The organism is Pseudoalteromonas sp. NZS100, from assembly GCF_015864815.1.
Taxonomy (GTDB): Bacteria; Pseudomonadota; Gammaproteobacteria; order Enterobacterales; family Alteromonadaceae; genus Pseudoalteromonas; species Pseudoalteromonas distincta.
The window spans coordinates 148792-167872 of the sequence record NZ_JADYWM010000007.1 but is presented as its reverse complement, the minus strand read 5'-3'; the positions used below and the strand labels follow the sequence as shown (position 1 = coordinate 167872).

Annotated in this window: 12 protein-coding genes; 8 read left to right on the top strand and 4 right to left on the bottom strand. The window is 36.9% G+C overall.

Going from position 1 to position 19081, the window contains the following annotated elements; genetic code table 11:
* The first annotated feature begins 100 nt into the window (after nt 1-100).
* Complete coding sequence (locus I6E69_RS09615; RefSeq protein ID WP_007583184.1) at nt 101-910, top strand: pyruvate, water dikinase regulatory protein; 810 nt, start codon at nt 101-103, stop codon at nt 908-910.
* A 63-nt stretch (nt 911-973) separates the two neighbouring features.
* Here I6E69_RS09615 and I6E69_RS09610 read toward each other — a convergent pair whose 3' ends face one another.
* Nucleotides 974-2323: a class II 3-deoxy-7-phosphoheptulonate synthase gene (locus I6E69_RS09610; RefSeq protein WP_182681927.1), complete on the bottom strand. Its 1350-nt coding sequence runs from the start codon at nt 2321-2323 to the stop codon at nt 974-976.
* 940 nt (nt 2324-3263) lie between these two features.
* Between I6E69_RS09610 and I6E69_RS09605 the strand changes: the two genes are divergently transcribed.
* Nucleotides 3264-4139 carry a DNA replication terminus site-binding protein gene (locus tag I6E69_RS09605; protein WP_182672985.1) on the top strand — a complete coding sequence of 292 codons (876 nt, stop codon included), beginning with the start codon at nt 3264-3266 and terminating at the stop codon, nt 4137-4139.
* A gap of 70 nt (nt 4140-4209) precedes the next feature.
* Here I6E69_RS09605 and I6E69_RS09600 read toward each other — a convergent pair whose 3' ends face one another.
* Complete coding sequence (locus I6E69_RS09600) at nt 4210-5424, bottom strand: hypothetical protein (RefSeq protein WP_024596523.1); 1215 nt, start codon at nt 5422-5424, stop codon at nt 4210-4212.
* 773 nt (nt 5425-6197) lie between these two features.
* Here I6E69_RS09600 and I6E69_RS09595 point away from each other — a divergent pair.
* The 6 genes from I6E69_RS09595 (at nt 6198) to I6E69_RS09570 (ending at nt 16604) form a co-directional block, all read left to right on the top strand.
* Nucleotides 6198-7436 (top strand): AAA family ATPase, encoded by a 1239-nt coding sequence (locus tag I6E69_RS09595; RefSeq protein WP_039488911.1) that lies wholly within the window; start codon nt 6198-6200, stop codon nt 7434-7436.
* A 15-nt stretch (nt 7437-7451) separates the two neighbouring features.
* Nucleotides 7452-8414 (top strand): transcriptional regulator, encoded by a 963-nt coding sequence (locus I6E69_RS09590; protein ID WP_197121144.1) that lies wholly within the window; start codon nt 7452-7454, stop codon nt 8412-8414.
* Between the two features lie 406 nt (nt 8415-8820).
* Nucleotides 8821-11967 carry a DEAD/DEAH box helicase gene (locus I6E69_RS09585; RefSeq protein ID WP_197121143.1) on the top strand — a complete coding sequence of 1049 codons (3147 nt, stop codon included), beginning with the start codon at nt 8821-8823 and terminating at the stop codon, nt 11965-11967.
* An 879-nt stretch (nt 11968-12846) separates the two neighbouring features.
* On the top strand, nt 12847-14313 hold the full coding sequence (gene rmuC, locus I6E69_RS09580) for a DNA recombination protein RmuC (protein WP_197121142.1): 1467 nt from the start codon (nt 12847-12849) through the stop codon (nt 14311-14313).
* Nucleotides 14314-14629: 316 nt separating this feature from the next.
* Entirely contained in the window at nt 14630-14821 is a 192-nt protein-coding gene (locus tag I6E69_RS09575; protein WP_024596528.1) for a DUF3185 family protein, read from the top strand.
* A 616-nt stretch (nt 14822-15437) separates the two neighbouring features.
* On the top strand, nt 15438-16604 hold the full coding sequence (locus I6E69_RS09570) for an aldo/keto reductase (protein WP_002959264.1): 1167 nt from the start codon (nt 15438-15440) through the stop codon (nt 16602-16604).
* A gap of 573 nt (nt 16605-17177) precedes the next feature.
* On the opposite strand, the gene I6E69_RS09565 is transcribed toward I6E69_RS09570, so the two are convergent.
* The gene (locus I6E69_RS09565) at nt 17178-18050 is read right to left on the bottom strand and encodes a hypothetical protein (protein WP_039488903.1); all 873 of its coding nucleotides are present in this window, start codon (nt 18048-18050) and stop codon (nt 17178-17180) included.
* Between the two features lie 118 nt (nt 18051-18168).
* Entirely contained in the window at nt 18169-19047 is an 879-nt protein-coding gene (locus tag I6E69_RS09560; protein WP_039488901.1) for a helix-turn-helix transcriptional regulator, read from the bottom strand.
* Between the last annotated feature and the right edge of the window lie 34 nt (nt 19048-19081).

Below are 19081 nucleotides of genomic sequence, written 5' to 3'. Positions count from 1 at the left end.
ACCTTTTATAAAGGTCGTCATCATTCTACACTGGCAACAGTCCTCACGTAAACCGTGGGAAACCCATTTTAGGGATTTAAACGCAATAAAAAGGTTAATTATGAGAACTGCTTTTTATATATCAGATGGAACAGCAATTACTTCAGAGGTATTTGGGCATGCGACTTTGTCGTTGTTTCCTATCGATTTTAATCATAAAACAATTCCATTTGTAGAAACTGAAGAAAAAGCGCACGAAATTAAAGCTTTAATTAATGCAACCGCTGCAAAAACAGGTGAAAAGCCTTTCGTGTTTTTTACCTTTGTGAATCACAATTTAAGTGAAATTATAAAATCGGCTGATGCAGTCACGTATGATTTTTTAACTACGTATAGCGAAAAAATAGAAAAAGAACTCAATGTAGCCCCTGTTCCAAAAATGCATCGTACGCATTCTATCCACGAAAAAAGTTATGATTTTAGAATTGATGCGGTTAACTATGCTCTTATGAATGATGATGGCGGAAATATTAAAAACTTTTCCGAAGCAGACATCATTTTAATTGGCGTTAGCAGAAGTGGTAAAACACCGACAAGCTTATACTTAGCACTTCAGTACGGCATTAAAGCAGCTAACTATCCTATTACAGAAGAAGATTTAGATAATGAAGGTTTGCCTAAGTGTTTAGTCCCTTATAAACATAAGTTATTTGGACTGACGATTGACCCTGAGAGGCTTGCGGCTATAAGGCATCGACGTATGGCTAACTCTAAGTATGCTTCAATTAAACAGTGCCGTATTGAGGTGCGCGAAGTGGAAATGTTGTATAAGCGGCACAAAATAGCTTACTTTAATTCTACGCATCATTCTGTTGAAGAAATTTCTGCAAAAATACTGATAGAAACAGACTTGGAGCGACGTAAGTACTAACTTATTCATCAAATTTGAAATAAAAAAACCGCAATTAAGCGGTTTTTTTAGTATCAACAAATATTATTTACGTGCGTCTTTTAGTAAATCAGCGACTAAAAAGCCTAACTCTAATACTTGGTCGGCGTTAAGGCGTGGATCACACTGCGTTTTGTAACGCTGCGCTAGGTCATCGTCAGATAAACCGTAAGCACCGCCTGTACACTCTGTAACGTGCTGACCTGTCATTTCTAGGTGAACACCACCTGCGTATGAACCTTCAGCTTTGTGTACAGCGAAGAATTGACTGATCTCGCGCATGATATTATCGAAGTTACGCGTTTTGTAACCCGATGTCGCTTTTTCAGTATTACCGTGCATTGGATCTGAGCTCCAAATTACTTTACGGCCTTCTTGTTGAACTCTTCTTACTAGTGCTGGGAGTTTTTCTGGCAGTACGTCTGCACCCATACGCGTAATTAGCGTTAAACGACCAGGAATGTTATCTGGGTTTAATGCGTCAATTAAACGAATTAAATCGTCTGGGTCCATACCTGGGCCAACCTTAACACCAATTGGGTTTTTAATGCCTTTAAAAAACTCAATATGTGCGTGGTCTAGTTGGCGTGTACGTTCACCAATCCAAACAAAGTGAGCAGAACAATCGTACCAATCACCCGATAAATGGTCGCGACGTGTTAGTGCCTCTTCGTAACCAAGTAGTAAAGCTTCGTGAGAAGTGTATAAATCGGTTTCTTTTAAGCTTGGCGCAATTGTAGAGTTAATTCCGCACACTTCCATAAACTCTAGTGCGTCTTGAATTTTATCTGCAAGTTGTTGGTATTTTTCTTTAAGTGGATTTGCAGCAACAAAGCCCATGTTCCAGCGGTTAACCTGATGAAGATCGGCTAGGCCACCTTGTGCAAATGCACGTAATAAGTTTAACGTAGCGGCACTATGATGGTATGCAGTCATTAAACGTTGTGGGTCTGGAATGCGCGCTTCTTCTGTAAACTCAATATTATTAATGATGTCGCCACGGTAAGATGGTAAAGACACGCCATTAATTGTTTCTAAGTCTGCTGAACGAGGTTTAGCGTATTGACCAGCCATACGCGCTATTTTAACTACAGGGCATTTACCGCCATAAGTTAATACAACAGCCATCTGTAAAATTGTTTTGAATGTATCGCGAATATTAGCGGCATTAAAATCGCTAAACGACTCGGCACAGTCACCACCTTGAAGTAAAAATGCACGACCTTCGCACACGTCTTCAAGTTGTTTAAATAGGCTTCTTGTTTCTTCTGCAAAAACTAGAGGCGGAGCCGTTTTTAATTGGCTTTCTACTGATTTAAGTATTTCTTGATCTGGGTACTGTGGCTGCTGCAGTATTGGCAGCTCTCTCCAGCTATTTGGGTTCCACGATGACATAATTTTTCCTCATTCCTACATTACCTGATAAGAAGAAATTAACGTATGCAGACCCCTATGTTCAAGGACTAAATTCACTATTTTCCAATTATTTAGTTATGAGTTAAGTATAAAAGTAATTTTACTTAACTCAGGTGGTTATATAACAATCACTTTAGTTTTATTTCAAATAAACTAAAGTGATTTAAAACATACAATTAGAGTTAATTAGTTTCAATTTTAACACATTGAGAATAAATAAGGCACAAGGGTATATTATATGTATTTTACCTAAGAACACATCATACTTAAATTGCATTAAATGTAATCTTAACTTTACGCGCTAAATTAATTATTAACTAACAGGGGCTATGTGCAGGTCTAAATATATGATATAGCATTTTGTGTTGCTCATTTATATGCACTTTAAACCTAGTAGAATAACGCTGTTGATTATTCTGATGCCAGAATATACTTACAACTGACACAGGGTTAATCTGCTGATTCACCACTCATCTTCCCACCCTGCCGTCAGCGTTATTTAGCAAAACTTAACTGCCAGGCATGCCTTAAATAGCTCTCATGTAAAAAGCATGTACGACATGCTGAGCTTTTGGATGATATACCCATAGTTAAAACACGTTATAATATTAATCACTAATTAGAGAAACAACCAAAACCAACACTATTATTTAGAACTTAACCGCACCAAGTCCATTTTACATCCCTCATTTATTACACTACATGGGCAATTAAGCCCTAAGCGGGCTAGCTCTTTAATCAATAAAACAGTACTAAATTACAGGAATAAGCATAACCATTTACTTCAGCAAAGAACACATCATACTTATATTGTTTTAAATATTGCCTGGACACCGAGCGTAACTTTATTAAATATTTACTCAATGCAAAGTGCATGCAATAATATAGCATTGGTAAGATGTGTTCTTTGAGGTGTGCCGTGGTTACTAAAGTTCAAATTAGGAGTCAGTTTGATTTAATGAACGAATTAACTTTAAGGTTAATTGAGGAATTAAACGAATGTGAGTTTTCCAGAGCAGAGTACTATCAGTTACCTGATGTAAGTAATTTAGATGAAAATAAGGTTCCTGAGTCCATACCTGTCTCTAAAATAACTGGAGCGCCGGCTCAAAAGGCAATTTTAAACTCCTTTTCTGACATTTATAAAAAATCGGGCTTAAGCAGTCGCGTGTTAAAAAGGCACCCTGGTTTACTTGTTATTAAAAATGCAGATAAACAAGCTTTAAATAATCGTATAGCACAAGTTAACAAAGCTAAAGCTAGTTTCAAAGAGTGTATATTGGCAATTGATAATAACGATGCCCGATTTGAGGCTGTTCATAATGCAATACCAAATTTAATAACACTTGCTGCTTATCGTAAGATTCACAGTGAGAGCGAATCACCATTTTCCGTTAGGTTTACTTGGATGCACAAGCACGCAACTAAAACGTTGACTAAAAAAATGGCCCTCGAAATGCTCGACAAATCGGCCAGTTATCGAAATCCAAGAATGATAGATCAACAAAAATGGCAATCACTTGTAGCACAAGAACAATTACGGGTTGCTAGTTTAGGTGAAAAGGAAAAATTAAGAATTCGTCGCCCTACTCGCGTAAGCCCTCAAGTTAATGTGAGATACACAGCACAAAACCGCTATCATGTGAGCGCCGCATTACCATTTATTCTGATTAATCCAGAACCAGACGTTAAACTAGGTATCTTACCTGATTATAAAAAACCCGAAGCTCATCCTCGAAAACGTGAGTATGATTTTTTAGTTGATAGGCTATATTTAGAACAAGTTGACCGATAGCTATTATGTTAAAAAGGCCACAATATGTGGCCTTTTTAGTAAATATGTACAGTATTTAAAATAACGTTTATTATTTTTCTACTATCTCTTCTATTTTATCTTCATCAATTAACACTGCATTTTCAACGATACGTTTACCGCCTTGAATCTCAATGCGTTTGTTGTGTTTGTTCAATGTAAGTATTTCATCGCAAAACTGATCAGAGGGGTGCATTTCGTATGTGTAATCAATAATGTTACCAGTTTTGTCATCTTTGACGTTTGTAATGCTGTATTCTGATATAGCACCTTTTTCAATCAAATCTTTCATTGTGGTGGTCATATCACGACGAAGCGCTTTTAATTTATTTTCCGTAATATCATCAGTTGAATAAATAGATCCATATTTTTCCATAATAGAAAGTAATCTAAAATGATACGTTTTACCTGGAGCTGCATAACGCCAAAGGTGGTACAAACGAAGCATCATCCAACGCGACAATCCCCGTTTTAATTCTTGTGCACTGTTAAAGTAATATCCTTTGTATTCAAGGTTATCAATCATGTTATGAACAAACGCATTTAAACAGGCCACACACTTTACATTGCCACCTTGACCCTTTTTACCACTAAAGTGAAGTGACGATAAAAAGTTCATATTTGACTCGTAAAACGAATCATCTATATCGGAGTTTTTAGTATCGGTTGCTGAATATTTAAATGAAAGTTTAGAACCTTGCAATGCTTCAAGTGACTCTTTAATTGCAGGATATGGCATTGACTGCCCTACCGCTTTGAGCTCTTGCGCTAATTCGTTCATAGAAAAAACAACTGCGTATTGAATACCGGACTTAAAATTAATTTTAACTATTTTGCCTTTAGAAGCTAAACGAATAAGTGCTCGTTCTACTTTTTCTTCTCTGTCTGATGGCCAAACAAGATACTCAATATCTTCACCATCTTTACGAGTACTGACAACAGCAGGGGTAATTTTTATCTCACCATCGTATAAAATACCATCTACTTTCTCTGATATTTTACGCGTAATGATTGTTTTTTTAGGCGCTTCTTCAAGTGGCAATTTTTTATAGCCCGAGCGTACAAAGCGTCCCCACAAATCATAATGATTAAACGTGTTTGAATATGCACGTAAACCATGAGCTGCATTTTCAATAGAAATTCGCACGTCTTTGTTGTCTGTAAATAGTGCTAAACTTTCGTTATCAATTGCACTTTCCACCCCGTGGATTTGGCCCCTGAGTGTATCGGGCAAATTATCTACCGAGATGTTGACCTTTCGGCTCATTGTTCTTATTTCCATTTTTATTGCGACATCTAATAACAACACATTAAACAACAAAAGTTAAATGTTTAAGTTAGTATAAAAGTGATCTGACTTTAAATAAAACGTTTAGATCACTATTATACTAAGTAATGTATATAACTTGCGATTTCAGATCATATTTTTACTAACTGGGTCATCACAAATCTGTTTTTTACTAACTCAGCTGTTATTTTGTCCATCACAATGGCTTTATTTTAAAATTTAGCACGACAAATTCATAATAAAATTAATATCCCTGTGGATAAAGGCTTATCGAGTTAGCATAGATCTGATCTGTACCAAGTACAGATCAGATCTATACTAATTAAACGAACCTATTGGCGCTAAGGTTAGTGCATAACTTTATAATTTACTTAGTAAAAAATTGATCTCAAGGGCTCTTTTTGTTCATAACCTTATGCGCAACCTGTGCATAACTTGATTTAAAAAAGAAGGCTTAGTAAAAAGGTGATCTGCAGGTAGATAAAGATCTGATCTTAACCAAGTATAACGCTGATCTGCTTTTTTTTATATTGTTTATATTAATCATAATGTTATGTGTTAATTTAAGGCCCTTAACCTTTACTACCTTATATATTTAACCACCTTTAAACTTCTTTATTTATACTAAGCAATATTAAAGGTGTAAAAGTATTTTTAAATGTCTTCTTTTTAAAATGCATGTCGTCTTAAATAGTTGTTTACAGCAATTTGAATGGACATTATACTAACTGCCTAACTTTGAGGAAGAAAGTATGTCTATCAATAATAACGCGTTAAGTACCTACCGGCTTTTAAAAGCAACTGCCGAAGTAGCTGAAAAATCATTAGAAGGTCGTATTCAGCACTATCGTGCTCATCTTAAATCAGAAGAAAAAGAATTAAGAACTTATACGCAAAAAGCAGCTGCCGATTTATTAGGTTGTAATAATCGTACTTTAAAAAGACGTCATGACAACGGTGACTTTGATGATTTAAACATAAAACGCGGCGCCAATGGTCATTATGCTTACACATTAGTAAACATTTTTGCTATGGCTGATATTATGGATATTAAACCAGATCATCGTACTGGTGATGACAAACTGCAAGTTATTGTCATTAATTCACTCAAAGGTGGCTGTGGCAAAACAACTAGCATGGTTAATATTGCAGCAGCGCTGGCAACTACAAATATTAAGCGCTATCGCATTGGTATAATTGATTTAGATCCTCAAGGTTCTTCTTCAAGCTTTTTTCCTTCAAGCGAGCATGACCCAATTACTGTTGGTGATTTAATGCGTGATTGTATAGATTTAGATGAGGGCGAAACATGGCCTGAATTTGTTTCAAACTCATTTTTATCAACGCACATCCCAAATATTCGTGTACTACCATCAGGTATGGACGATTTTTATTTTGAGCACGAAACTGCAACATTACTCAAAGACACCTCAAATTATGAGCAAACTCGTCATTACCATAAGTTACTTGAAAAAGTAATTGAGCCTGTTAAAGACGAGTTTGATATTATATTAATAGATACAGCTCCAACTCTTAACTTTATGTTTTATAATGCATTAATGGCTTCTACTGCGATGCTTATCCCTGTTCATCCAGAAGCTGTAGACTTTGATGCTAATAATAAATATTTAAAACGATTAGGTGAGATTTACCATACCGTTGCGGCACTTGGCCATGAGGGATGGGACTTTATGCAGTTTTTAGTTACCAATTATGTAAAAGGTAATCACTCACAGCGCGATATTGTTAAAGATGTTCGTAGTGCATTTGGTCGCCAAGTTATGAGTTACCCAATCAACCACAGCTCGGCGATTACTGCTAGCTCTTCGTCTTTCAATACTATTTTTGATCAAAAAGCGTCAGACAGCTTAGCAAGCCGTGAATCACTAATGCGCGCTCAAGAAAATATTAAAGATGTGGTCGATGAGCTAGAAATGCTTATTCGTTCAAATTGGCAGTCAACTCAATCAACACTCAATACCCCTAAGTAAGGATGTTAAATAAAAATGGCTAAAAAACGTAAAAATGACACCCGCTTAGATCCATTTGCAACAGCTGTAGGAAGTAGTAGCCTTGACGCATTACTTGAACAAGCAAATGCTGGTGATGTAATTCGCATGCCTGCACCGAGCGATCCTGAGCGCCAAATTACACTTGTTTGCAAAGTGATCGCACACGCTGACATTGAATCTACAACAGGTGTGTACGGTAAAAATCGCCGTGTACAAGCACTTCTTAACGAAAAGTCAGTATCGGATATTCTACCTGCCATTGCAGAGGATGGCCGTAATCAGCACCCTGCGTTACTTTGGGATCAGGGTGATAAAAGCTTAGTTTTAGCGGGTTCTCGCCGTCGTATGGCCTGTATTTTAGGTAACGCCGATTATTTAGTACTTAGTTCAAGTGACTTTACTGAGCAAGACGCTAAAATTTTAGCTGTATCTTCAGATCAATATATCGCTCCAAGTTTATGGGAGCTAGGACAAGCTTACCAGCAAACTAAAAATGAGCTTATTGAACAAGGTAAAAAAGGATCTTACAGAGAGATTGCTGCAATTGAAGGTGTATCACACACCGCCATTGCTGATGCTGTTAAAGCGTATGAACAAATACCTCCTGAAGTTATTGCACTCTACCCTACTGCGAATCACGTGGGTCGCGAAGTGGCTAAAAAGCTCATGAGCGCAAAAGAGAGAGACCAAGAGGCGTTTAATCAGCTTGTTAGTGACCTAGCTAGCGATGAAGAGCTAAACGCCATTACAAGTGACGACAAGCGTGCAATGGCAATCACCAAATGCCTAACTGCTGAGCCTCAAGTTGCTGTTAAGCGTGAAGCTGTACTTGAAAATAAGTTTGTATCAGTACAACGCAATTTAAAAAGTGGTGATGTGTCTATCAAAATTGACAATAAAGTGATGACAGACAAACGCTTAGAACAATTAACTAAGCTATTAAGTGCCTTTAATTAGTTAGTTAAATAATGATCTGTCAGACATGTCTACTTAGTTAAATACTGATCTGACAGATTGTTTTGTTAGTAAAAATCTGATCTTTACTAGCCTAATCCTACCTTAAATAATCATATTTCCTCTTCAAGATCACTTTTTTACTAACTAATCGCCCCCTTTTAGCTATTTGCTCTTGGTTTATTATTATTGTTAGTAAAATTGTGATCTATAACGTGTCGTTTAATCTTTATATTTGTATGTAGTGCCTAATATTTTGCGAAATTTTATACTCATTTTTACCTATAAACCGATTTTTTACTAAGCTATCAGCTCCAACCAGTTTATATCTTGTTAATAGTGCTTTAGCTCAGAGCACATAAGGCATATACTGGCAGAATTATTTTTAAAATTTAATGCTTAGAGTGACATGTCTGCTAACTTATCAAAAAATGATTTAATGGCTATTTTTGAAGAAATTAAAAATGAGCAGGCTACCCAGTTTCCTCTTTCTGAACGCTTTATTAAAAAACTTTTCCGCGAAAATGTCTTAGATAAAGGCAAAGAGTACTACAAGAAAGGTCAAATCACCTGGCTAGAGCATACCCCTAATTTTTCTGTTGTAGACTCTACCGTGCAAGTGGATAACGGATCATCATTTAACCAACGTATTGAGATCAGTAAAGTACCAACTGGTTATTCTGTTGATACACACTGTACGTGTAATGCAAAAACCAAATGCCGACATTTAGCTGCTATTTTGTTTAAGCTTAAAATAGAGCACTCTGGTGAATACGGTGAAGATTACTTCATTAATGATTGGTTTAGTGAATTAAGCGCTCTTAAAAGTGGTGATCAACATACACCGTCGCAAGTATTATTATTTGTATTAGATATTGAAAATAACAAAGTATTTTTAACACCTAAAATAGCTAATTTTGAGACTAAAAAGAATTACACGTTAGGCCGAAACCTCACAGAGCAACAGTTAAATAGTTTCGTAACGCCAAATGATTTACTCGAAAGTGATTTTAGATTATTTAGCTGGATACGTTCACAAAATGCAGTAGGAAGTATTGAGCTAAAAGGCCAATGGGGCTTTAGTGCCCTACAACAATTGATAGCTACTGAACGCTTGTTTTTTCAGCGCTCTCGCGTGCCAATTAAAGCGCAATCTGGCCAAGCATTGAGTTTTAGTTGGGAGCAAGATAAAGATCTATCACAATTAGTTATTAAGCTCGAGCAAACCCAAAACTGGGCTTTATTAAAAACAACACCGCCTACTTACCTCGATTTAGATCATTTAAAAGCGGGTCGTCTTCGTACACCATTGAGTGCAGACGAAATAGCGCATTTACAAACTATGCCTGCTTTGCATGACGCTAATTTTGACAGAATATATAAACAACTTGCAGATAACTTTGGCGCTGGTGTTATACCGCACCCTACAAACTTGCAGCCAACGTTACCTAAGCTATCTAGTAATGCTGTTTTAAAAGTAACAATGGGCGAGCAAGGTTTATCACTTTCGCTGTTATTTAAGTATAAAAATAAAAACTATTTAGCTGGTTCTGCCCCAGCAAGTACTATAAATAGCGCATTTGAAAACACCGTAACTAACGAGCTAATCAATCTAGGGTTTGAATTTTGTAAAGGGGGTTTACAAAGTGAGCTTGTATTTACAAAGCAATCTCCTATCCATTTGCATTGGCTAATATACGAAGTATTCCCTGGCTTTAAGCAGCGTGGTTGGCAAGTCAGTGTAAGTAAAGTAACAAGCCCTAATCCACAGTGTGAAGTGAGTTTACATGTACACCGTGCTGCAGGGCATCAAATGCACTGCAAAGTATTGTTGTGTGACGCAAAAGCAGCGCTGTTGTTTACTAATGCTGATTCGCTTTATCAGTCATTGAATCGCCAAAGTGAACTGTTTTATTACTACCCGCTTGGTCGTCAGTTTGGGGTTATTAATAAGTCTGCTATTAACTTATTAAACGAATTTAAAGAACGTTTTGAATTTGTAAAAACACGTGACGAATTTAATATTCCGCTTTCGTATTTACCTGAACTAGTAAAGCACACAGCTATTAACGTAGAGCTTCACGACGATTCACTTGAGCTATATTTACAAGAGTTAAATAATACCGATAAGGCAATGCCTAAGGTTTCATTACATGGCTTAAATGACTCAGTAACACTTCGTGAGTATCAACAGCAAGGCGTTGATTGGCTTAGCTTTTTAAAACGTCATCAATTAGGTGGTATTTTAGCTGACGACATGGGGTTGGGTAAAACACTCCAAGTTATTGCATTTTTAGCGAGTACATTTAATCGCCCACAAGCAGGCCCTACACTTATAGTGTGCCCAACTAGCTTGGTGAGTAATTGGAAAAACGAAATTACTAAGTTTGCTAAAAGTTTAAAAGTAACCACTATTTTTGGATCAAACCGTAACGATCCTTTACAACACTTAGCACAAGCGCAATGCATTCTTACTACATACCCGCTTTTAAAGCGTGATATTGCATATTATTCGCCATTATATTTTGAAAATATTATCCTCGATGAAGCACAATACATTAAAAACGATACCGCACAGGTCTCACGATTAGTTAAACGCTTAAATGCCGACTTTAAACTTTGTTTAAGTGGTACTCCAATCGAGAATAATTTACTTGAGCTTAAATCGTTACTCGATTTTGCTATGCCATCGTTACTTGGCTCTCAAGCCCACTTTAAGCAGCACTTTCAAACGCCTATTGAGCGTGAAGCTGATATGCAGAGGGCTGAGCAGTTAAAAGCGTTAATTATGCCCTTTATAATGCGCCGCACTAAAGCACAAGTAGCGCAAGAGTTACCTGAAAAAACAGAGCTTACAAAAGAGTTTGAGTTTGAGCCTAAGCAAAAAGAAATGTACCAAGGCATTACACGTTCATTAGAAGAGAAGCTAATAGACTTATTTGCCGAACAAGGCGCACAAAAAAGTAAGCTTGCATTTTTAGAGGCGCTTTTAAAGTTAAGGCAAATTTGTTGCCACCCTAAATTAATAGAACCAGATACTCAAGCAGGCTCTGCTAAGCTTGAATGGTTAACAACACACTTACCGCTTATGCTAAGCCTGGGTCGTAAGATTATTATATTTAGTCAGTTTACATCGGCACTCGATTTAATAGCTCAACGCCTTGAAGAAATAAACATTAACTTTAGTATGCTTACAGGGCAAACGCGTCAACGAGATAAAGTAATCGACGAGTTTACCAGTGGTAAAACATCCGTGTTTTTAATTAGCTTAAAAGCCGGTGGAACAGGCCTTAACTTAACACAAGCAGATACTGTTATTCATTTTGATCCATGGTGGAATCCCGCAGTAGAAAAGCAAGCGACTGATAGAGCCTACCGTATTGGTCAAACTAATCCTGTATTTGTTTATAAGCTCATAATGAGTAACTCAATAGAGCAAAAAGTATTTAAAATGCAGCAAGACAAGCAAGCTCTTGTTGATGCATTATTTACTGATAAATCAATGAGCTTTACAAAGTTTGATGAGCAGCAAATGTTGTCTTTAATTAAAAACTAAAAAAGATCTAAAAAGTTTTGATCTTTTTATGAACTTAATTAAAAAGCGGACGTCTATCATTATGCTTGTTGATTAATTGCAGTTAACACAAGCATCATGTTGATTTCCCATTTAGTTACTAATTTTAGTAATGATTGAGCCAGCCCATTTTGAGTTGGCTTTTTTTATGTCTAAAATTTAGTGCGCAGCACTTATTTTAAAAGTTTTTTATTTTTTTATGAACTTAATTCAAAAAGACGCGTCTACTATTATGCTTGTTGATTAATTGCAGTTAATACAAGTTTTCATGTTGATTCCCTATTTAGTTACTAATTTTAGTAATGATTGAGCCAGCCCATTTTGAGTTGGCTTTTTTTATGTCTAAAACTTAGCGTTCAGCACTTATTTTAAAATTTTTTATTTTTTTTTGAACTTAATTAAAAAAGACGCGTCTACTATTATGCTTGTTGATTAATTGCAGTTAATACAAGTTTTCATGTTGATTCCCCCCTATTTAGTTACTAATTTTAGTAATGATTGAGCCAGTTCATTTTGAACTGGCTTTTTTTATGCCCATAATTTGATTTGTTTAAATCAACCCGAATAAAAATAAATGATCTTCCGCAAATTAATTTGAATTAATTATTTTGTTATCCGGTCTACTCTAATGCCTGTTGTTATATAGCCTCACCTAATAATATTAGTTATTTTGGTGATTATGTATTTAAGTTGCAGCTTGCTCAGGCAGATGTTGATTATCCCTTTGATTACTTAAATTAGTAATATTTGACCAGCTTATTTTAAGCTGGTTTTTTTATGTCTGTAATTTCTTAACTCCCCTACTTCTGTTGTTGGTTATTGGTTATGATGGCATGTCTCTAAATTTTATAAGTTTATTTTATGCTCACTCAAGTACTCACTAATATTGATTGGCTAAGCGCTGGTGCTGGTGTTGCTTTAGGCGCCCTATTTTACGGCGCTGTATCAACACGGCTTCGCAAAAAGCTACATCTACAAATAAGCGAACAGCAGCAACAGCTTTCCCTGTTACAAAACCAATTTGATAATAAAGAGCTGCAATACAGCGCCTTACTAGAAGATCATGAACTGCTAGAACATACTCACCAAGAGCAGCGCGATGAAGCCCAGCATTTTAAAACGCGTTTTAGCGAACAAGAAAAACAAAGCATTCAATACAATCATTTTTGGCGTAAAGCCGAAGGCGAGCTGGCAGCGCTTCGTGAACAATATAATCAGCGCGATGTTGAATATAATAATATGCGCACTACCCTTGAGCAAAAACAGCAAAACTTTAGCGAGCAACTCGCGCAAATTGAGCAAAGTAAAAATACGCTCAAAAAAGAGTTTGAAAACCTAGCCAATAAAATTCTAGAAGAAAAATCACAAAGCTTTAAAACCTTAAATCAAGAAAGCATTGAGCAATTATTAAAACCAGTTCAAGGCGAGCTAAAAGGCTTTAGAGAAAAAATGGAATCAATGCACGTTGAAGACATAAAACAACGGACTGCGCTTAAAACCGAGCTACTGCATTTGCAAGCTAAAAGCCAAGCTATAACAGATCAAGCCGACAAGCTCAGTAACGCCCTACAAGGGCAAAAGAAAACCCAAGGTAATTGGGGCGAGCTTATGCTCGAAAACGTATTAGATAGTGCTGGCTTACGTGCAGGCGTTGATTATAAGCGCGAAGTGTCGTTTAACACTGAAGATGGCCGCTTGCGCCCTGATGTAGTTGTGTACTTACCACAAGGTCGCCACTTAGTTATTGATGCTAAAACTTCATTAAATGCCTATACACGCTATGTGAACGCTGAAAATGAGCTAGATGCTAATCAAGCAATTAAAGAGCATGTAAACGCCGTTACAGCGCGTATTAACGAACTTGCGAGTAAATCGTACGACCGTTTGCCTGGTATTAACTCGCCAGAAGTAGTGGTTATGTTTGTACCAATAGAATCAGCTTTCGTAGAAGCACTCAAATATCAAAGCGATATTTACCAACAAGCAATCGAAAAAAATATACTGGTAGCTACACCCACCACCCTGCTTACTAGTTTAAATATTGTTAAACAGCTTTGGCGTTTTGAAGAGCAAACCAAATATTCAAAAGAGCTGGCAAGTCGAGCGGAGCGTTTTTATAACAAGCTCAATGGTTTTTTATTGAGTATGGAAGGCGTAGGTAAGCAGCTTGATAAAGCGAAAGAAAGTTATGATAAAGCATTTTCGCAGCTATACCGTGGTAAAGGTAATTTAATTAAACAAGCATCAGAGTTTAAAGAGCTAGGTGTGTCGGTACAAAAAGAGCTACCTAGTGAGAGCGTAGAACGTGCTCAATTAGAATTAGATTAGGGTCTGTTGATCTTTCAAGGTTAAATTTGCAGCAGTCTGTTTGGTATTTAGGCAAGGCAGAGCCTATGTAGTGTGGTTATTCCCCATAAATGGGCGATAACGTAGCATTAATGCCAAACAGGCGCAGCCCAAAGGGTTCTTTCTAGGGGCTATTTACTCTTTGTTGCTCGGTTTTTACTTAGCCCACTAGGTTACAAACCTCGCGCCGCGATTAAATAGCCCCTAGTTTGAACAAATTTTAATCCGCAAAGATCAACAGACCCTAACCCTGATTTATTTTTATTTAGTTTATGTAAGTTAAACCTTAAGGATATTTATGAATAACAAGATTGTAGGAATTGTTTTAATCGTTATAGGTATCGCTTTAATTATGTGGGGATACGACGTGTATGATGCGGCGGCTTCGCAGCTTAGCCGTGCATTTAGTGGCGACACACCAATAGAAGCATGGGCGGGTATTATTGGCGGTGCTATCTGTGTGTTAATTGGTATTAAAAAGCTCAAGTAACCTGAACTTGAATAATAGATCTATTTAAGCAGCTATTTTCAGCGCTAACTACGTTGAATTTAGTTGCAATTTGCTGCACTGCACAGTGTTACTTGGCAAGATAAAACTCTTACAGGGCTTGCCAGTAATTGCATTGTGAAAGAGACAAATAGGCCGTGTATTGCAAGACAAACCTTCAATAATAAACGCTTCAGTAATATTTACCCCAATTATTTCAACTACGCTCGGTTAAATTAGCTAAGTGTTGCCGCAATCGCTTTGCTAGTGAGATTATTTGTGCATCTTTAATTTATTACGATTTTGTCTACTAATTTGTACACATCTAATAAATGTAACCATTTTATGTTGTATAAATGAGTATTAAAGCGTGCACCAATTTGGAAGTATGCTTTTTTATCAAGCTATTAAAGTGCACTGTTTTGTGCATTTAAAAGGACTATACGAGTAAAGAAAATAATCAGTTTTAAATGTTAATTCAAACGTCTGTTCAGTGTTTGTTAATTTAACTATCTTATTGATAGTATTGGTGTTTATTGTCTTCTTCCTGCTTGAATTTGGTTGTTATTTATACTAGCTTATAACGTAGATATTTAACCTACTCAAGGAGAATAGTCACATGGTATCTCGCAGAAATTTTATTAAAGCAGGGGCTGCTTTAAGTTTAGGCTCTATTTTTAGTGCTTCAGCTTTGGCTGAGCAATTAAAGGTAAAAATGTCTAACGGCAGTGTTATGCAAACTAAAGGATCAATAGATAAAAGCGCTGCTCTACCCACAAACGATGTTACTAACGCTAAGCATTACCGGCCGGAATCAAGAATGGGCTTGGGTGGCCTTGCCGCCGGGAATGGCTTTAATACTATATCAAGCGATACAGAAATTTTAACAATGCTAAATGCAGCATGGGATTCTGGTATTCGTCATTTTGATACGTCACCTTTTTACGGTTTGAGTTTAAGCGAAAGGCGCTTCGGTGATTTACTTCGAAACAAAAAGCGTGAAGATTATGTTTTATCCTCAAAAGTAGGCCGCCTTCTTACCCCTTCAGCAGAGCCTTTAGAAAATAGTTGGCATTGGGCTGATCACTCACCGTTTCATTATAAGTATGATTATTCAGCATCAGGCACGCGCCGTTCAATAGAAGATACTTTGCATCGTATTGGAGTAGCTTCACTCGATATTGTCTATATTCACGATTTATCACCACAAAATAGTGACATGGGGGATGACTGGCTTAAGTATTTTGATCAAGCGGCTAAAGGTGCTATTCCAGAGCTGACTAAAATGCGTGATGAAGGAATAATTAAAGGCTGGGGTTTTGGAGTAAATACACCTCATGCTGTTTATAAAGCGCTTGATATGTCAGACCCAGATATTTGCTTACTAGCGCTGCAGTATTCAATTTTAGATCACAAGCAGGCACTTGATAAAACCTTTCCTATGCTAGATAAACGAGGTATTTCAGCAGTCATTGGTGCGCCGCTTAATGGTGGTTTTTTAGCCGGTCGTAACCGCTTTAATTATTCTCCTAAAATTCCAGGGCCTATGCAGCAAAAGTTTAATGCAATAAGCGACATTGCATCTAAACATGGGATTGATATTAAAACAGCTGCACTGCAGTTTGCAGAAGCGCCTTCAACTGTATCCTCAATTATTCCTGGGGCACGCACGGAGGAGCAAATTAAAGCTAATGTAGCCTCAATGAAAGTTACCATACCAAGCGAATTTTGGAGTGAGTTGAAATCTAAACAGCTTATTGCCCAAAACGCCCCCATACCTGCATAACAAAATAGGTGTGCCATTTGCTTGGCACACCTCGTTATAGCTAGTGAGGTTGATTTTTAAGCAGCGCTTAGTAGTAAGTGCATTGATTGTTGGGCATTTGTATAAGCGCAGCTTGTTGGCGTTTAAAAACGTAGTTTTTAAAATTAGTGATTAGGCAGTCAAAAGCTCGGTTTCTCGCGTGAGCAAGCTCTACATGCTGTGTCTCGATAAATTATAGACACAGCATGTAGAGCTAATAGGTAGGAAAAATCTACCGATTACACTACCTCAAGCAGTAAAATATTTTATATAACAGCTCGTAACCTTATAAACCAAATGAACATCTCAGTGAGTATGTTAAAAGAGGATTGTTTAGTTGTGGTTGGCCAAAAGCATTATTACGTGCCTATTACATATTACGCATATCGGTATCATGCTGCGTTTCACCCTGGCGGCCAGAGCGTCTGGAATAAATTAAAAGAGCTAAATGTATAACGCAAAAAGTTACTGTAAACCCCCATTACAGTTAGCCGGTAAATTGTAAAAGAGTAAATTAGCCCTACTTAATAAATTAAGTAGGGCTAATTGGTTTAATTAAAAACCAAATTTACCGTTGCTGTTCTGCCATTGTGCTTTTGCAGGAATAGTTTCAATAGTGTCCCAGTGTTCTACAATTTTGCCATTTTCTACACGGAATAAATCATAAAACGATACATGCTTATTCATAAATGTACCTTCGTTTACTGCTAAAACAAAGTTACCTTGGCCTAAAATAATATGGTTTTTGCTTACTATCATTGGCATGTTTAACTTAGCGAGTTCACCAAGCGCTTTACCTAAGCCGCTTAAATCGTCTGCAATTGCAGAGTTGTGCTGAATATACGCGCCTTTTTCACTGCTAATAAAGTCATTGATTTTAGCCATGTTGCCGTTAATTAAAATGGTATTTACAAAGCCTTTAACTAGCGCTTTATTCGCTTTTGTTTTACTCAAATCGGTAATCGCTGTTGCGCCATCTAACTGCGTACGGCCACTTGGATTTACAGGTGTAATGGCTTGTAAGTTATCCCAGTGTTCTATAATTTTACCGTTTTCAAACTTAAAAATATCAAAGCCAACTTTCGGACCAAAAAAGTTATATTCAGTATGTGTAACTGTGTAGTTACCATCAGAAAAAGCGCGTTTCACTTGCGCTTTTGCGCTGCCTTTAGGTAATTGCTGGAGTACTTCACCAAAACCTGCAAGGCCATCTTTAACGGCTAAATTATGCTGTGTGTATTGAGTTGGGTTTATATGGCTAATGGCTTTGGCATCGCCTGTTTCTATGCTTGAAATAACTGCAACCGCTTTATCGGTATTACTAAGTGTAGTTTGTTCAGATGTGGTTTTTTGTACACTTGCACATGCAGTTAAGCTAATAACTGCAGTCGCTAACACACTGCGAGTAAGTAGTGATAATGGTTTCATTGTAATGCCCTTAATTATTGGTATGCAGGCATTTTATGTAATATTTATAATGTGCAGTAGAGTGTAAGTTGGCGCTAAAATGGTAAAAATCGAACCCCGCCAATCTAAGCTAAGTCGGCTATAAAATAGTGGCACTATGGCGTACTTGAAACTGACTCGGTGTAGCTCCAGTTTGTTTTTTAAAATATTTTACAAAGTTGCTAGCATCTTCAAAACCAAAATCGTAAGCGAGTTTTTGTGTTGTTACATTGCTTATTATTAAGCGGCGTTTTATTTCTATTAAGGTAAACGCGTCAATCATTTGCTTTGCTGTAAGGCCGGTACTTAATTTACAAATACTATTAAGGGTTTTGTAGGTTGTATGCAGCTTGTTTGCATACCAGTTAGCATCGCGAATAGTTAGAAAATGGCTCTGTAGCAACTTATAAAAAGTACCCAGTTTAATGCTTTGCTCTGGGTTGATATTATCATGACGCAGTTCTGGGCGTAGCCTATGCAATCCTAAAGCCAGCGCGCTAAATAAATACATAACAATGAGTGGGTCTGATTGCGGGTGTGCAATTTCTATTTCCATTTCGTTTATGGCATTTATTACCCGGGCTTGGCTATGTTTATTTAGCTTAAGTAATGGCGTATGTTGTTGGTTTAAATGGGTTGGTGTGTAATTTGGTAAGCGCATATTGGTATGCACGCGGTCTAAAAATGTTTGCGTAAACAATACAACATACCCTGTTGGTTGCTTACTAAAGTCGAATGCGTGCACTTGGTCGGGTTGCAAAAAAATAAGTGTGTTTGGCTCAAATGAATATTGTGTAAAATCAACCATGTGCTTTCCATTGCCCTGTTCTATATAAATAATCATATAAAACGAGACTCGATGCGGCATTTGCGGGTCGTGAGAAATTATATCTCGCTCGTACAAATTACTAAGAGGCAATATTTCAAGCTCAGCTTGCGCTGACTTATCATGGTTAAAACCAATGTTAGGAATATCCATTCGGGCTTATTTTTATGTGTTTTATAAAGTGTAT

Bases quoted from the DNA above. Each gene is read 5' to 3' on its own strand.
- I6E69_RS09570 (WP_002959264.1), top strand. From the start codon at position 15,438: ATGGTATCTCGCAGAAATTTTATTAAAGCAGGGGCTGCTTTAAGTTTA.
- I6E69_RS09565 (WP_039488903.1), bottom strand. From the start codon at position 18,050: ATGAAACCATTATCACTACTTACTCGCAGTGTGTTAGCGACTGCAGTT.
- I6E69_RS09600 (WP_024596523.1), bottom strand. From the start codon at position 5,424: ATGAGCCGAAAGGTCAACATCTCGGTAGATAATTTGCCCGATACACTC.
- I6E69_RS09585 (WP_197121143.1), top strand. From the start codon at position 8,821: ATGTCTGCTAACTTATCAAAAAATGATTTAATGGCTATTTTTGAAGAA.
- I6E69_RS09595 (WP_039488911.1), top strand. From the start codon at position 6,198: ATGTCTATCAATAATAACGCGTTAAGTACCTACCGGCTTTTAAAAGCA.
- I6E69_RS09615 (WP_007583184.1), top strand. From the start codon at position 101: ATGAGAACTGCTTTTTATATATCAGATGGAACAGCAATTACTTCAGAG.
- I6E69_RS09590 (WP_197121144.1), top strand. From the start codon at position 7,452: ATGGCTAAAAAACGTAAAAATGACACCCGCTTAGATCCATTTGCAACA.
- I6E69_RS09610 (WP_182681927.1), bottom strand. From the start codon at position 2,323: ATGTCATCGTGGAACCCAAATAGCTGGAGAGAGCTGCCAATACTGCAG.
- I6E69_RS09560 (WP_039488901.1), bottom strand. From the start codon at position 19,047: ATGGATATTCCTAACATTGGTTTTAACCATGATAAGTCAGCGCAAGCT.
- rmuC (WP_197121142.1), top strand. From the start codon at position 12,847: ATGCTCACTCAAGTACTCACTAATATTGATTGGCTAAGCGCTGGTGCT.
- I6E69_RS09575 (WP_024596528.1), top strand. From the start codon at position 14,630: ATGAATAACAAGATTGTAGGAATTGTTTTAATCGTTATAGGTATCGCT.